General features: G+C 41.2%; 14 protein-coding genes. 6 read left to right on the top strand and 8 right to left on the bottom strand.

The features are described 5' to 3' along the window. Nucleotides 1–10: 10 nt before the first annotated feature. The gene (locus AAHT65_RS10270) at nt 11–1,432 is read right to left on the bottom strand and encodes a sugar porter family MFS transporter (RefSeq protein ID WP_013390413.1); all 1,422 of its coding nucleotides are present in this window, start codon (nt 1,430–1,432) and stop codon (nt 11–13) included. A gap of 702 nt (nt 1,433–2,134) precedes the next feature. Between AAHT65_RS10270 and AAHT65_RS10265 the strand changes: the two genes are divergently transcribed. From AAHT65_RS10265 to AAHT65_RS10245, 5 genes are all read left to right on the top strand, one after another. Then, a complete protein-coding gene (locus AAHT65_RS10265; protein ID WP_343311454.1) occupies nt 2,135–2,629 on the top strand; it encodes a MarR family transcriptional regulator in 495 nt (164 codons plus the stop codon). Between the two features lie 15 nt (nt 2,630–2,644). Further along, nucleotides 2,645–3,283 carry a nitroreductase family protein gene (locus AAHT65_RS10260; RefSeq protein WP_003328504.1) on the top strand — a complete coding sequence of 213 codons (639 nt, stop codon included), beginning with the start codon at nt 2,645–2,647 and terminating at the stop codon, nt 3,281–3,283. A gap of 225 nt (nt 3,284–3,508) precedes the next feature. Next, complete coding sequence (locus AAHT65_RS10255; protein WP_003328505.1) at nt 3,509–3,691, top strand: hypothetical protein; 183 nt, start codon at nt 3,509–3,511, stop codon at nt 3,689–3,691. A gap of 341 nt (nt 3,692–4,032) precedes the next feature. Beyond that, entirely contained in the window at nt 4,033–4,530 is a 498-nt protein-coding gene (locus tag AAHT65_RS10250) for an RNA polymerase sigma factor (RefSeq protein WP_003328506.1), read from the top strand. Beyond that, nucleotides 4,530–5,387, top strand: a complete 858-nt coding sequence (locus tag AAHT65_RS10245) for an anti-sigma-V factor rsiV (protein ID WP_010787804.1) — start codon at nt 4,530–4,532, stop codon at nt 5,385–5,387. Before AAHT65_RS10250 ends, AAHT65_RS10245 begins: the two co-directional genes overlap by 1 nt. A 454-nt stretch (nt 5,388–5,841) precedes the next feature. Here the strand turns inward: AAHT65_RS10245 and AAHT65_RS10240 are convergent, their stop codons facing one another. The 7 genes from AAHT65_RS10240 to gutB all read right to left on the bottom strand — a co-directional run bounded on the left by AAHT65_RS10240 (nt 5,842) and on the right by gutB (nt 13,482). Further along, nucleotides 5,842–6,819, bottom strand: coding sequence for an SPFH domain-containing protein (locus AAHT65_RS10240; RefSeq protein WP_343311453.1), 978 nt, complete (start codon nt 6,817–6,819; stop codon nt 5,842–5,844). 39 nt (nt 6,820–6,858) lie between these two features. Next, a complete protein-coding gene (locus AAHT65_RS10235; protein WP_343311452.1) occupies nt 6,859–7,623 on the bottom strand; it encodes a TPM domain-containing protein in 765 nt (254 codons plus the stop codon). Beyond that, entirely contained in the window at nt 7,623–8,648 is a 1,026-nt protein-coding gene (locus AAHT65_RS10230) for a TFIIB-type zinc ribbon-containing protein (protein ID WP_106361014.1), read from the bottom strand. Before AAHT65_RS10230 ends, AAHT65_RS10235 begins: the two co-directional genes overlap by 1 nt. Before the next feature lie 69 nt (nt 8,649–8,717). Beyond that, nucleotides 8,718–9,398 carry a PspA/IM30 family protein gene (locus AAHT65_RS10225; protein WP_088116626.1) on the bottom strand — a complete coding sequence of 227 codons (681 nt, stop codon included), beginning with the start codon at nt 9,396–9,398 and terminating at the stop codon, nt 8,718–8,720. A gap of 443 nt (nt 9,399–9,841) precedes the next feature. Further along, nucleotides 9,842–10,801 (bottom strand): carbohydrate kinase, encoded by a 960-nt coding sequence (locus tag AAHT65_RS10220; RefSeq protein ID WP_343311451.1) that lies wholly within the window; start codon nt 10,799–10,801, stop codon nt 9,842–9,844. A gap of 121 nt (nt 10,802–10,922) precedes the next feature. After that, a complete protein-coding gene (locus AAHT65_RS10215; protein ID WP_327854430.1) occupies nt 10,923–12,317 on the bottom strand; it encodes an MFS transporter in 1,395 nt (464 codons plus the stop codon). Between the two features lie 97 nt (nt 12,318–12,414). Next, nucleotides 12,415–13,482 carry a sorbitol dehydrogenase gene (gutB, locus tag AAHT65_RS10210; protein WP_343311450.1) on the bottom strand — a complete coding sequence of 356 codons (1,068 nt, stop codon included), beginning with the start codon at nt 13,480–13,482 and terminating at the stop codon, nt 12,415–12,417. 233 nt (nt 13,483–13,715) lie between these two features. Between gutB and AAHT65_RS10205 the strand changes: the two genes are divergently transcribed. After that, nucleotides 13,716–16,214, top strand: coding sequence for a tetratricopeptide repeat protein (locus AAHT65_RS10205; protein WP_343311449.1), 2,499 nt, complete (start codon nt 13,716–13,718; stop codon nt 16,212–16,214). Nucleotides 16,215–16,837 lie beyond the last annotated feature (623 nt).

Here is a 16,837-nt window from a genome sequence, read left to right as displayed (position 1 = left end):
TTATGACACCTTAACCGATAATATTCGCTTCATTGCCGTTCTTTTCACTTTGGCTGTCATACGTACGGAAATTATGTTCCAGCTGTTCAAGTGTAAGCCCTCTGGTTTCCGGCAGGAATTTCTTCACGAATGTGATGGAAATGATTCCGAAAGCTACGAAAATGTAGAATGTGTTGGACAAGCCGATTTTATCGAGTAATACAGGAAACAGCAATCCAATAAAAAAGTTTACGATCCAGAGACAAAACACCGTGAAACCCATACCAAGCCCCCGCAGCCGCAGCGGGAATATTTCAGAAAGCATTAACCAGGTTACCGGTGAAATGGCTCCCTGTTGGAAAGCAAGGAAGGTAACTGTTAGTGAAAGCACGACATACGGAAGCGCAGTCGATCCCTCAAGTACAGTTGAGAATATGCCAATGAGCAGAAGTGCCGTTGTCGTTCCTATCAGACCGGTCAGCAGCATCGGCCGGCGGCCCACCTTGCCAAGCAGCCAGATGCCGACAAACGTCGCTAAAACCGAGATAAGTCCATTGGCTATGTTGCCGATAAGCGCAGCCTTGGTTTCAAAGCCCGCATTTTTAAGAATTTCCGTACCATAATACATAATGGAGTTGACACCCGTAATTTGCTGCACGATCGCAATTCCAATTCCAATAAATACAATGCGGCGGACCCACGGCACAGCCAAATCCTTGTAAGTTGCTTTTTTAACCTCTGATTCTTCCGTTATAGCTGCCTCAATTTCAAGAAGTTCCGCTTTTGCCTGTTTCTCTTCACGTATCCGTCGGAGGACACGCAGGGCATCTCCATTTTTCCCTTTTGATACAAGCCAGCGCGGGCTCTCAGGCATCTTAATCATCCCAAAAAATAAGAAGACAGCCGGAAGTGCTGCAATAGCGAGCATAAATCGCCAAACATGTGAGCTGTCACCCATGGCAGTACCAAGAATAGCGTTAAAAGTGAAAGCTAATAGCTGTCCGGTCACAATCATCAGCTCGTTCTGTGTAACCATTCGTCCTCGGCTGTCCGCAGGCGACATTTCCGCTAAATAGGTCGGAACCGTTACTGACGCGCCCCCTACAGCAAGGCCAAGCAAGAAACGGGAGATAACCATAATCGTAACGTTAGGAGCAAGGGTACAACCAAGTGTTGCAATAAAAAACAAAACGGCAAGAAAGATAATGTTTTTGCGGCGTCCGTTATAATCCGACAGCCTTCCGCCGAACACTGCACCGAGCGCTGCCCCTAATAGAAGCGAACTTGCAACGAGACCTTCAGTGAAAGCGTTGAGGTTAAGCTGCCCCGGTTCAGCCATATACGGCAAAGCACCGTTAATAACACCGGTATCGTATCCAAAGAGAAGCCCTCCGAATGTTGAGATTAAGATAACAGTATGTAAAAACGACTTTTGATTACCCTGTTGATTCATATCTATCTCCCCTGTCTTTGTATGTAGAATGGATAATTGAATCTTTTGAAATTTCCAGACATTAAATCCTGATTCCAACGGATGAGGCACTTCAAGGATCTTGTTCAGCTTCAATCATGATCCATAATCATTGAAATAACCCTGTCCGCAAATGATGCAGACAGACCAGATCCAAACCTTAATCTCTGCAAGTTTTACATAATGTAACGGGCTGTTCACAAAGATCTTTCGTGAAAGCGATTTCAAATGTGACCAAATTAGTGAGATATAGTTGGTATTTTATAGTTAATTTGTTGTTATATTATAGTTAAATTGTTGTTATGTATGATATCATCATACTTATAAAAGCGCTTTCAGTCAATATAAAATTCAGAAAATTTTTTATTTATGTAATATTTACTCATAAAATAAGAATTATCCACGATAAAATGGCTATACCGCTTCAAGAATATCTATAAATGATTATGTTTTCATAACTTTTGATTACCTTTTGATTACTTCACGTTAACATAAGTAACTTTCCCCATAAGCTTTTACTTTAAGTTCTATAGATCTTTTGCCAATGAACCTGCTCTTCGTTCGCATTGCCTCTTCATATAAAAAAGAAAAAAGGTCTGGATGAAGGCAAAGCAGCTTGAACAAAATAAAAATCAAAAGGTAAAACGTAACACTTGAACAAATAGATAAACGGGTGTATATTAGTTGATGAGTCAATCATTGATATATCAATTAATTGATCTGACAAGAAAGAGGGGATGGGTTTTGACATCATTTTGTTCGGAAGAAGCGGAGATTTTATATCAGATGCAATGCGTGAACAGAGTGATCGGCGTGAAGTTCGAAGCATGCACGGGCATCAGCCAATCTCGTCTGGAATTACTCACATTGCTCTATCATGCCAATGAAATCAGTCAAAGCGACCTTCAAAAAAAGGTCAATATTGATAGCGCAGCCGTCACAAGACATGTAAAACAGCTTGAAGCCAAAGGCATGGTATCAAGAAGAAGAAAGCCGGAGGACAACCGTATCACACTCGTTCGCTTAACGGAGCAAGGGAGAGAACGAATTGAGTCTTCCAAGAAAGAAAAAGAGCGTTTTATGAAAGAAATGCTCGCAAATGTCAGTGCAGAAGAACGCCGCATACTCATTGATGTGCTGGCCCGAATGCAGAAAAACATAGACAACATCAAAGTATAAGAGGAGTGTTTCATCATGGGAAATACATTACAAACAAATGATTTTATGGAGATTATGAAAGGACGCCGCTCCATTCGCAGCTATGATCCGGCAGTTAAAATAAGCAAAGAAGAGATGACTGAAATCTTAGAGGAAGCTACTACAGCGCCATCTTCCGTCAATGCACAGCCATGGCGTTTTCTCGTCATCGACAGCCCGGAAGGAAAAGAAAAGCTCGCACCGCTTGCCAGCTTTAACCAAACACAAGTTACCACATCATCTGCCGTCATCGCTGTATTTGCAGACATGAACAACGCAGACTATTTAGAAGAGATTTATTCAAAAGCCGTAGAGCTCGGCTACATGCCGCAAGAGGTAAAAGATAGACAAATCGCAGCTCTGACTGCTCATTTCGAAAAACTGCCGGCGCAAGTGAACCGGGAAACCATCCTGATTGACGGAGGTCTCGTTTCCATGCAGCTGATGCTGACAGCCCGCGCACACGGCTACGACACAAACCCGATCGGCGGCTACGACAAAGAAAATATCGCAGAAGCCTTCGGATTAGAAAAAGAGCGCTATGTACCGGTCATGCTCCTCTCCATCGGAAAAGCGGCCGATAAAGGATACGCCTCATACCGTCTGCCGATAGATACAATTGCAGAATGGAAATAAATATCTGAAAAGCTGAAAGCCCCTTAATAGGGCTTTCTTTTTTTGGCTTTTCCTGGCCGTAATTCAATTTAATATCCCCTATTCGGCTTTTTCCACTCTTAGCTTTCATCTCCCCTATCGTGCCCTAATAAAGACAGCCTTTTTTTATTTATGATTGTAAATGTCCAAACAACGTAATCAAAGTTTCATATATTAAAATTGACTAACCTGAAAGGAGGGGTTCCTATGGGTTATTACAAAAAATATAAAGAAGAGTACTATAGCTGCAAAAAAACTTATTACAAAAAGTATTATGACCATGACAAGAAGTACTACGACCATGATAAAAAGGATTATAAGAAATATTATGATCATGACAAAGATTATGATTACGTTAAATCCTATGACTATCATAAGAAACACTACTAGAACACCTCTAAATCTCTTCTATACAAACAAATGATTTACCCGGTCGGTGACCGGGGTTTTTTTTGTCTCTTTTTTCTTCACAAGCCACGATTTACATATCATAATAAAAAGCCATTCATATCTTTCTTTTACAGCACCGGGCCAAATCATCACAGCTCGACTAGTTCTTTAAAATAGCGCTAAGCAAATATGTCCATACTAAAATCAGCATAAACAGTATTAGTCTTATCTCTGACAAAAATTTGGCGCTGCACTCCGCAAACTATTTTTAATCTTTCCCCGTCTATCTTTCGTAACAGCCCGATGATACGTATATTTTAATAAAGGAGCTCTTTAACGTAATGAAGGATCAGAATAATAAAACATTGCTTGTCACATGCATTACTGACCATAAAGCAAGTTTTTACCGGTTAGCATATAGTTATGTAAAAAATCAAGAAGACGCATTGGATGTTTTGCAGGACTCCATCCAAAAAGCGCTTGCTTCTGTCGACAATCTCAGAAACCCTAATACCGTAAAAAGCTGGTTTTATAAAATCCTAGTCCGTACTGCCATTGATTTCTTGCGCAGGCAAAAAAAAATAAAGGTTATGGATGATCAAACGCTAGAATTTTTAAGCCACGGAAAGGAAGATACCTACAAAGATATTGACCTCCATGAAGCCTTAGATGAATTACCTGTCCAATATAAAACGATCATTATCCTGCGATTTTTTGAAGACTTAAAAATAGAAGAAATTGCTGAAATTACAGACGAAAACATTAATACAGTCAAAACACGCCTATACAGAGGATTAAAGTTATTGCGCATCAATTTGACTAAGGAGGACCTTTCTTAATGGACAAGAGATTAGAAAAATTAAGAGAAGAGTATGAAAATGTGCCCATCCCAAAAGAATTGGACAGCATTATAGAAAGAGCATTTCAACAAAAACCAAAAAGGAAAAAGATATTTCTATGGCCAACATCCGCAGTAGTTGCCGCAGCTATCCTATTTATAACAACAGTGAATATGAATCCTGATGCTGCTCATGCCATGTCTAAAATCCCTGTAATCGGGAAAATTGTAAAAGTCGTCACATTCAATGAATTCAAAGAAGAACGGAACCAATTAAGCATTGACGTTAAAACCCCTGCTCTGTCAGGCCTTACAAACAAATCACTCGAAGAGAACATCAACAAAAAATATGTAAAAGAAAGTAAAGAGCTTTATCAGGAATTTGCCAAGTCAGCATCAAAAAATAAACAGGGGCATCTTGATATTTACAGCAACTATGAAACGGTGACCGACACCCCCGATCTCTTGTCTGTTCGGCGGGATATACAAAAAACCCAGGCTTCCGGATACACACAAAGCCGTTATATTAACATTGACAAAAAGAATGAAATTTTGATCACACTTAATAGTTTATTTAAAGATGACCGCTATATCAAAGTGATCAGCCAAAATATTAAAGAACAAATGCAAAAGCAAATGAAGGCTGATTCAAATAAAATCTATTGGATTACAGACGAGGATATGGATCCCTTCAAGAGCATAGATCCGGATCAAACGTTTTATATTACGAAAGATCATAAACTGGTCATCTCGTTTGATGAATATGAAGTCGCCCCGGGGTATATGGGAGTGACCGAGTTTAAAATCCCCACCAAAGTCATATCGAAGCTTCTCGTCGGAGACCGATATATCCAATAAAATAACGAAAGAAAAACCCATGATTGCCCGAAATCATGGGTTTTCGTATTTGATATGAAAATTATGCAGCTAATGCAGTCCCTCCTTCTCTCGTCGATTTGTAACAACAGCATAGATACGTATTGCCAGCCCTTTCTACAAATAGACGTGAGGCGAGCCCGAAAAAGTTTAGTTTTTCTCCAATCTGATGTAAACATGTCTTTCTCAAAGCCATAGCAGACACACGAATACCGAGGCAATGGGAAAACAAAGTGAACATCATGATCCGCTGATAAATATCCGAAACTTCACCTTGGGTGATTACCATCCTGAAGCAATTCGCCACCCCATATTGTCTTTCCATTTAGTGCCCCAAGCCGCTAAAGTAAATCATAAAAAAAGACCACCCTTATGGATGATCTGTTACTGGCGGGAGCTTTACAGCTCCCGGCCTTTTAATAGTAGTTACTTACCGCTAAATCAGCTTATGGCCGCAATTAGGACAGAAATTTGCTTCTCCTGTTTTCGTTCCGCAATTCGGGCAGAAATTCGGCTTGTCCTCGCCTTTAGGAGCATTGTTTGATGAAGCTGATGTCTGTGTCGGCTGATTTTGTTTCATTTGATTCATCATCTGATTGGCCATGTTCATTCCCATCATCATTCCTGCCATATCGGATGCCGCTCCGCCGCCGCTCATCTTGCCGGAAGCCATCCCGTCCGTCATGGAAATTTGCTGATATTTGTTCACATCACCAACCATACCGTAGGAGGCATTTTTCGTTATCATATCTTGAACCTCTTGCGGATAATTGAAACTCATAATTTGAAAACCGGTGATCGCCATTCCGTCACCGATCAGCTCCATATCTAAATCTTCTTTAATGCCCTTCGCAATATCAAAAGCATTAGATTGGAGATTAAACATATCTTTTCCTTCTCTAGTAATCCATTTCATAAGAAGCTGATCAAGAATAGAAGTGATCCGAGTTTTAATTTCCTCTACTACGTACTGATCTTTGACCCCGGCAATTTTATCAATTAAACCGATATAATCCTGCACCTTAAAGTTAAATGTACCATTTGCGCGAATCGGCATACCGCCCGGCATTCCTGCCGCCGGAATGTTAATTGCATGTTTCGTGCCCCATCTGACGGTAAATTCCTTCGTATTTACAAATAACACCTCGGCGCGCATTCCGCTATTAAAGCCGAATTTAAAGCCTTTTAATGTCGATAAAAAAGGAATAATTTCTGATTCGATATCATAATCGCCGTCATCTTGAAAAATCCCTTCAATTCTTCCATTGTTCAAAAAAATTGCATCCTGGCCGGGACGAATGATCAAGCGGCTTCCCTTTTTAATCTCACGGTTGTTCCACTTATAGAAAATCATATCATCTCTAAATTCTTCCCATTCTACTACATTCGCTAACTGATTTCTGAAAAACCCCATTTATCATCCTTACCTTTCTATCATCTATTCTTCTTTCTCTTAAAAGCTTCCCCGGCTGCCGCTGTATGAGCTTCCGCCCCTTGTCACTCCGCCGCCGTCACCGCTGTCTTTATCTGACGATTTTTTCTCTCTCGTAACGGTTGTTCTGATGTATGTGTCATATTGATCGATGACATCAGACGTGCGATTATCAATATAAGTCTGTCCGTTAACCGTTACCCTTCCGCCGGAATTAAAAAGCATAACCGCTACTGCTATTCCAGCCACTACAACTGCTGCTATCAGCTGAAACCACCACTTAAACAAAATAAGATCAGGATTGACTCCCGGTTTTATGCCCATATCCTTAGAAGAAAGAGTAATATATGTTTTAAACGCTTTAAAGTAGTGTTCGCTGGATATATCCGATGAAATTGTATTGCGAATACTGTTAAGCCTGCTGCTGTCGAGATACCGCTCAGCCTTTTTAAAACCCGCGATAAATACTTCTCTTTTTTTCATATCAATGGTTAAAATAGCTGTACTGCCATTTCCATATTGATCATAAAAATCTCCGGTATACTGAGCAATGTCTTCACCGTTCGTGCCATTTGTCGTGATAATGAAAAAGTCAGTTTTCCTTTTGGCGCCTAACTTATCAGCTAACGCCTCAAGCTTCCCAATCTCTTCTTTTGTTAATAGGTTGGCATGATCATATACATACTGCTTTTGATCAGACGCAGACACCGTCCCGATTATCAGTAAAGGCATCAGCAAAAGAACAGCAAAACAAGCGAGAATGATTTTCTTACAAAAACTGCTCATCAAAATCCGCCTCCCATCATGAGTGAGACGAGTTTCAAGGCGATAAACGTCCCGCCGGCAATCCCGCTAAACCACGCTGCCACTTTGCCTGAACTGATCGGAGGTTTGCCGACAACTTTCCCTGTCTGTCCATTCATCGCAAATATATGTTCAGACCGCTCATAATCGTAACTGACCATCCAGACCGGAAGTAAAACATAAAAGCTGTTTACTTTTTTAGTATTGATATATTTGTCCCTTACATTCACTGTCGTATATCCGGAAAAAGAAGAGCTTATATAAGAATCGATATAACTGCTGATTTTATCTTCCGCCCTTGGGAAAAGTTCATCATCAGTATAATTGTATTTTTCTGCAGTGAAGCCTGCCAAATAGGCCGTTTGAAATTCCTTCAATTCATCGTATGAATAAGGCTCCAGCTTGTCCATTAATTCATCATTCATTTTTTCTGAAGCATCCACAGGGATTTTGAGATAGTCCAGATTAATATCACGAAATGCCTCATAATACTCTGTCTCCGTGCAATTATAATCTCCCTCAGTATAACGGTGAACCCTTGTACAATGAGCATTCACTTGTACTTTGCTATGTAAGTCAAACATCCAAAACGGGACATACATTCCGGTTATGCTTTTAATCCGGTCAGCTGACATAAAACCTTTCGGCGTCAGAAGCCCTTTCTTGCACCATTTTCGAAATGCCTGCACCGCTTCCTCCTTACTGATCGTAAACGGAATCACCTTGGCGGGCGCAAGATCCCCTGATAATCGATCCGCCAGGACAGCCGCTCCCCCGCAAAAACCGCATGTAGTCGCTGTCGTTTCAGCCTCTGTGATTAAAACCGCCCCGCAGTTTTCACATTGATATTCTTTTGCTTCATCTTCAGAAAACCTCGTTGTGATATTTTCTTCAGGCAGGTTTTCAATATTATCCTGTCTTCCGCAGCTGTGGCAAGACAGCATACCTGATCCGCTGTCAAAGACCATATCACTCCCGCAGTTCGGACATTTATAAGAAATTACCATTTCTGCTACCTCTCACTATAAAATAAAGTACTTTTATCTATCGGCAAAACTTCAGCTTCTTATGTATGATTAATTCAACATCATTTTTGCCTTTAATGCCGCCAGCTCATCATCCACATCGCTCGTACTGCCAGTATCATATTTAGCCGTTAAATCCTCAATGCCATCGCTTGGGGCGGAGTTAAGCTCTGCCATTGCGTTTGCTTGGTCAAGCGCGCGATTCACTTTATCTTCCATTCTGCCAAAAGCGGACATAGATTGATTCGCGCCTGAAACAGAAGTGCCTAGCTTATTCATTCTTTCTTGCGTTTTCGCGACTGACCATTTGGCTTTCATCATGTTTTTACGCGCTTCAAGTTCACCAATATCAGAAACAAGCTTATCGTGCATTTTTCTCATTTGAGAGGCATTAGATGAGGCCGCCTGATACGTCATTTGCAGTTCAGACAGCTTCGATTCCAAGAACGTCTTTCTTTCCAGGAATTTTCTCGCGTCCCCTTCATTACCTGCCTGCAGCGCCTTCATTGCGTAGCTCTCCATCTTTTCCATATCTGCCTGGCACTCACTTAATACCCTTTTTGCTCTTTGCTCCTCAGCCATAACAGAGGCCGTTTCCGCCTTTACCTTGCCTAAGTCACTATTCATATTTCGTAAATATTGATCAACCATTTTCTCCGGATTTTCCGCTTTGTCTAATAAAGCATTAATGTTACTTGACATAATGTCTTTAAATCTTCCTATTATACTCATGCTGTGGTTTCCTCCTGCTTTCATTGATGGATAAATATTCTTATTTAAATATACTAGTTTTTCGGCAAAAAGTTTCGATTTTTTATAAAATATTTTTATAAATAGTATATTTTTTTATAAAATACACTACTATTGGACCTGTCTATATTCACTTATAAACTAAAAAAACACTCTCATTTTTAGGTAGTGTCATAGTCAAAGGCTTCCAAGGCCTCTGTTATATTTTATGATCGGGCTGCAGCTTACAAGAAAATGTTCCCTTTTCAATTTGAATCGTAGGATGTTCAATATCAAATTGCTCATGCAGTTTCTTTGCGACTTCATGAGTACTGTAGATGTGAATGATAATACTTTAACCATTTAATAAAAAAAGAGGCCCTATAAAGAGCCTCCTTCTTCTATCAGCAGCCAGACGCTGACCTTACATCATACCGACATTACCTTTAAGGGGCTTCAATCTCTTCAAGACTTGGCAATGCATCAATTGCCCCTATTTTTGTACAAACAACAGCTCCCACCTTATTCGCAAAAGATACGATATCATGCAGCTGCTCAAAATCAGTATAGATAGATGTAATATGATCGGTTTTTGCTAATCTGTATAAGGTTGCACCGACAAAAGCATCCCCCGCACCTGTAGAATCAATGGATGTAACAGGAATACTTTGAATGATTTCTTTTTTCGCTTCATTTGACAGCAGTGTTCCTCTTTTACCAAGTGTCACGGCAACGATTTTGGCTCCGATTTCATGAAGGATATTGACGCCCTTCTCATGATCCTCAGTACCGCTGATAATTTCCAGCTCCTCATCACTCACCTTGACAAAATCACTTAATTTAATGGCTCTTTTTGCGATTGAGACAAACTCATGGACTCTTCCCTTCCATAAATCTTCCCGATAGTTAGGATCAAAAGAAACAAATTGTCCCTTATCTTTAGCAATGGACATAAGCCGCAGATAGGCTGTACAAAATGGATCAGATAACAATGCCGTCGCCGAGCCAAAATGAAGGATCTTCGCTTGACTCAATTTATCTTCATCAATATCATCCATTGTAAACAGAGCATCCGCACCTCTATTGAAAACAAAATCGCGCTCTCCATTATTTTTTAATGAAACAAAAGCAAGCGTTGTAGGTGCTTTCTCATCCATAACCAGCATGGAAGTATCAACGTTAACAGCGTCTAGTGTTTCCTTCAGAAAATACCCAAAGGGGTCCTTTCCTACTTTTCCGCTAAAGGCAGCGTCTCCGCCAAGCTTTGCAATGGCGGCTGACACATTCGCAGGTGCCCCGCCGGCACTTTTTACAAAATTGTGTCCTTTCATTAAATCAACGTCTACATCGGTACAGAAGAAATCGATCAATAGTTCTCCAATACAAACAACAGAATTACTTCGCATTTTTATCACACTCATTTACAAATTCTAGATTATTATCTCACTTCAGACTTCATTATGAGTATATTACTTTCAGTCATAAATACAACTCTTTACATCGAATATTAATAATTTTAAATCAATTTTACTTACCGTTCGACCTTTCTTCCAGCTCTGATACGATGTTTCTATATCTTTTTTCAGTTAAAGGATAAAAGGATATTAAAATGATAGAGAGTAAAATAAAAAGACCCGGTATCAATGCATTCATATTTTTTATTGCATTTAGCGATGCGGCCGTCTGATCTGTATTAGCCACATATCCTGCTACTCCTAAATAAATGGCTGAAAACGATCCAGCAAGCGCAACGCCTAACTTATTAATAAAACTCATACTGGAAATTACCACTCCATCGGCCCGAACTCCGGTTTTCCATTCCGCATAATCAACACAATCTGCAACCATGCCCCAAGCAAGCGTGTTTAAAGGGGTTGTAAAGAACCCTGAAGCAAATAGCCAGATGAAAATGAGCGTCACCGATGAATACGCTGTAAACTGCAGACCCGCATACGAAATCAGTGATAGAGCAGCCGATATGATCATCACATTTTTTCTGCCGCACTTTTCAGAAAAGTAAGGGATAAACAAGTTGCTGATTAATGCTGCACCAAAGAATAAAACAGTTCCAAAAAACACCCATTCCTTGTGGTTCACGTTATACGTAAAGTAGTACACCATTGTGCTGATTTTAATATTAAACCCGATCGCAAATGCTAAAAATGAAGATGTCAAAACCAACAAAGGTTTGTTTTTAAACAATACAGATAACGTCTTTTTGATTCCCTGTTTTTCTCTCTTTTTAGGCGCAATCCGCTCTCTTACTGTAAAGAAACTAAAGAGATTCAAAGCAATACTGACAATGGCATAGACTAAAGCCGTCATCTGAAATCCGAAAGCCTGGTTATCCCCTCCAAATGATGCCACAAGCGGCGTTGCACAAGAGATGGAGAGAAGGATTCCGATATAAACCAATATCATACGGATCGTTGTTAATACTGTTCTTTCTTTCACAGAATTCGTAATCCGCCCCGTTAAGCTGTTTACTGGAATCGTTTGCATACTAAAGGTCATGCCAAGTAAGATATAGGTAATGTACGCATATACAATGTTTCCCGTTGCTCCAAAGTGAGGCGTCGTGAAACACAAGAAAGTGAATAATGCAAAAGGAAGTGCGACCCATAATAGATAAGGCCTTGCCTTTCCCCACCTTGTATTGGTTTTATCTAAAATAACCCCCATAATCGGGTCAAAAATAGCATCCAGCACCCGTACAACAAGAAACAATGTGGCGATGACCGCAGGCTGTATGCCACCGATGTCCGTATAAAAGAATAAAAGGTATGCGTTTACAAATTGAAACACAATATTGTACGACATATCACCGAAGCCGTATCCGATTCGTTCAAGCCAGGACAATCTGGCATTGGAAGCTGATTTATGTTTTGCCTTCAATACGGTTATCTTTTCTGTTTCAATCATCATTCACACCCCAAGAATCCGTTTTCATTTAAATGAATACAAGCCATACTCAGTCTTTCACATGGCATGAAAGGGGGAAAACAACTTCCCCCTGTTCTTAACTCAGTTCATTCGGGTAAACCATTACTTTTAAACACTCGTTCTTAAACTGAAGGGCCCGTTCCATCGCTTCTTGCGTTTGCGTCAACGAATATCGATCCGTCACAAGATGCTCAGTGTCTACAATACCGGAAGCGAGGAATTCGATTCCTTTTGGGTACGTATTGGCATAACGGAAGATGCCGTATATATCAATCTCATTGTCTGCGATAAACGGCACATTAAGCGGTATTTCATTTTGTGCAGGCAAACCGACAATCGCAAGTTTTCCGCCGCGGCGAACAGAAGCCAGTGCAGATTGCAGCGCTGCTGGATTCCCCGCTGTCTCCCAAACAACGTCAACGCCTCTATCATTCGTAATGTTTTTAATTTCTTCAAGAGCGTCCTGTTCACGGATATTGATGGCGTGAGTCGCTCCCATTTTTTTTGCGGCATTTAATCGCAGCGGCTCTAAGTCGGTTACGATGATAGTGCCCGCTCCAAACGCTTTAGCTGCTGCGACAGCCATTAACCCCACAGGGCCCATTCCCATAATCGCAATCGTTGATCCAGGCTGAAGCTTCGTTCTCATCGCTGCATGAATACCGACAGAAAACGGTTCAATCAAGGCAGCATCCTCGTAGGAAAGTGAATCTGGAATTGCAAAAACAAAGTCCTGCCGTATTTTTATATATTGCACAAACGCGCCGTCTACTGGCGGCGTTGCTAAAAATTGCACATCCGGACAAAGGTTATAACGACCTTCTTTGCACGCGTCACAGCGTCCGCACGTGACACCTGGTTCAACAGCGACGCGGTCACCGACTTTGAATTGTTCAACAGACGAGCCGACAGCCGCGATTTCTCCCGCGCATTCATGGCCGAGGATAAATGGCTTTTCCACCACATAGTTGCCTATTCTTCCGTTTGTATAGTAATGCAGATCCGATCCGCAAATACCGACAGCCATGACCTTAATCAACACTTCATAATGACTGATTTCAGGTACAGGCAGTGTTTCTATTTTGATTTCTCTTGTGTTGTGCATAACAGCTGCTTTCATCTGTGTAGGTACTGTTTGAGTCATTTCGGCAAATTCCTTTCTTTATGAACACTTCTAACGGCATATGGCCGCTTCATCAAGAAATGTAAGTGCATACATTTTTGCATTTTCTGTTACTGCCCCCATTTTATCTGCTTTTCAAAACATTCAACAGCTTTTCATGCTGTATAAAAGGACAGCCGCACTGTACTTTTTGATTTTTCATATACAAAACAAGCAGGATTGATAAAATAGTACTAATAGGAGGTGCAGGTTTTATGGCTGAACTTGAAGATCAAAAACAATTTGCAGAACTGCTGGCACCGGGCGTCAAGTCATTAAAACTTCATCCTGATTACAAGATCAGAAGGAAAAAGAATGAAAAAACAGGACAGTCTTATTTAGATAAAATTGCACACCAGTTGGGAGTTTCCCCAAACACGATTAAAAGCTGGATCGGACAGATGGGTGTGAACTATATTCCCGGAAGAATTGACGATGGAAAACTGTTCGGGATGATCTGGATCATTCTTGAAAAAACCGACATGAATATAGAGTGGTTTACTGGCCTGCTTGAAACCACAACCATACCTGTCATTAAACCTGCATTGCCTGTTTGGGCGGCATCTTGTTTGAAAAAAGCAAAAACGTTAAGAAAAGACGGATCATTCGGTTCACCGCTTGATGAAGATATTGAAAAAACAGTCAAACGTTTATTTCCTGAGGTTCCCGACCATAAAACGAATACGCTTACAGAACAGAAGCCTTTAACACACAACTTACCGTCACGCTGGTCGGGTCACTTTATAGGACGGAGATTTGACATCGAGGCAATACGGCAATGGATGATTTCCGCATCACCTGCCTGTTTAATTACCGGATGGGCAGGCATGGGAAAAACGACTACTGCTCTTGAAGCAGCCTATTCCTGTATCGGCGATTCCTCAGATTGGCCGGCATTCAACAGCATCATCTGGCTCAGTGCTGATTGGAAAGGATTAAGCTTTAGTGATTTTTTAAATACGATTGCCTATCAGCTCGGTCGAACGGAACAAATCGATAAATCAATAAACGAAAAACGATTTGTCGTCCGCAATGCTTTGGCCAATTACACCAGAGAAAAACCGGTACTGCTGATCGTGGACAGCATAGACACTGCTGAAAGAGCCATTCACGAATTTATCACCAGCCTGCCCCAAGGCGTGAAAGTTCTCCTCACAGCACGTGAAAACTTGAAGCAAGCCTATCGGGAAGGCTTCGGTGAAATGGTAACCATCCAGCTGAGCGGACTTGAACAAACAGATGCCCTGGAATATTTTCATCAAGAAGTGAACCGCTGCCTGCAAATGTGCAACGATCCAACTAAACGAGAAAAGCTAGCGCAGCTGCTGGAACTATCTCCAGAACTGAAGAGTGAGTTCATTTCAGCGACAGCCGGAAACCCGAAAGCCATGGCACTCAGCATCGCCTATATGTCAGACGATGACATTCCCGCTCAGCAGCTGATTCATGAACTTGGAAAGGCAGGCTACTCACTATTAGATCTGTTTGATTTTCTATTTGGGCGCACATGGCACAGATGCAATGAAGACACCCGGAAGCTATGGCAGGTGCTATGCTTTTTCAGCAAGCCGCCAGATGAAAAAAGCCTGGCGGCAGCGGCCGGATTAGACGCTCGCTGTTTTCATTACGCAGTTGAACAAATGCGGTCATACGCCTTGATTCAGCCGGAACGAAGCAAAGAAAGAACACAGTACTTAGTGCATCAAACCGTTGTCGCATACGGAGAACAGCACATGTCCGAAAATCAGGACTTTGAAAATGAGGCGCGCAGGCGGTGGGCGCATTATTATATTCATTATGCGGAAACCCATTTAAAGCGGGAACAGCCAAACTCTATTTATTGGAGCTATCTCCTTGGACGTGATTTAGACCAAATCAAAACAGAATGGCCAAACATCCTAAAGGTGATCAAATGGTCAAGCGAAACCAGACAAAATGAAATCCTAATTGAACTCATCACTCGCATCAGCCATTTTCTAAGCAGAATCAACCTGCCCTTACGAATCGAATACGGCCGTAAAGCCGCCGACGCCGCCCATCAATTAGGCAAACACACACTAGAAGCTTTCTTTCGAATGGACACAGCAGGCTGGGCACTCATGGAAGTCAATGATTTAGACGGGGCTCTTCAGCAAATAGAAGCCGGCCTGAAAATTCTGGAGCAATTAGACGCTGCGGATACCAATGTTCACGATTTAAAGGTGTGGGGGCTTGCGCTGCAATCAAGACGGTTTTTAAAAGCAGGCAATTTTGAAAAAGCAGAGACGATTTTGAAAGAAATCATAGATGAGCCTATTTCCCCTGCTATTCATCATAGGGTGCTATTGGTTCGGGGAGACCTGAACTTTGTACGTTGCCAGTACGAAGAAGCCATTCAATTATATGAAGCGGCAAATGAAATCAGCAACATGTACGGCGGTGAAAAAACGATAGAAGCCTATTTTAATTTGGGTGTCGCTTATGTCAACTGTGATCAGTTCGAGAAAGCAGAGGCCGCCTTCGATCACATTCTGTACGACAAACATAACGCCAATCAGGTTGAGTTGATCTATTATCATTACGGGATGGCACTACTGTTATATCGTACAGGAGAGCATACGAAAGCGATGGAATCTAATCAGAAGGCAATTCGTCTGATTGATTCTTGGGAGCCTGCGATTAGTATTCGGAGAGAGGTGGAAGAACTGGAAATGGTGATTAAAGAAAACGACTAGTACGCATAGTAGTTCCGTCAGCAATCTCACGCTGTTTCTTTAAAATAAACAGGATAGGCCAACTCAAGTCGCAGTTGGCCTATCGTTATATAGATTCCTTTAGTTCAAAACGACTTTATCTCAGCTCGCCATCCAATGGTACAATAACTTCATCTAACGTCTTTCTCCACTGGCGCTTCAGTTCTGGTCCGTATTTCAATGGTTTTGCATCTGGATGTACGGCTTTATATTTATATATAGATATATTTGTTGAAAAAAATACACTTACTGAGGAAACTGAGGAAAGTATACTAAAGTTTTTAAATTAGGAAGGGTAGAAAAGGAAATTAAGCATGCAATTATCATGAAAAAAAAGCTTTGCCATCTGAATATTGTTGATTTGTATCGAACCGGCCCAAAAATCCCCAATCCACGGCTTGTTAAACTACTCCTTACAAGCCTTATTTCTTTTTCCTCCCTTTGTTCTTCTCAATAACTCTTTCAGTGCTGCTATTTCTTCATCTTTTAGAAACTACTAAAACCCTTTAGATCTTTAAAATCCTTTCAGGGAGTTACCTACGGATATACTCACAGTCGTAAGCCGGTACAAACCCGCAACTTTCTGCGGCATCTCGCCGTGCTCT

The organism is Bacillus atrophaeus, from assembly GCF_039519175.1.
Classification (GTDB): domain Bacteria; phylum Bacillota; class Bacilli; order Bacillales; family Bacillaceae; genus Bacillus; species Bacillus atrophaeus.
This window is presented reverse-complemented; position numbering and strand designations above follow the sequence as displayed.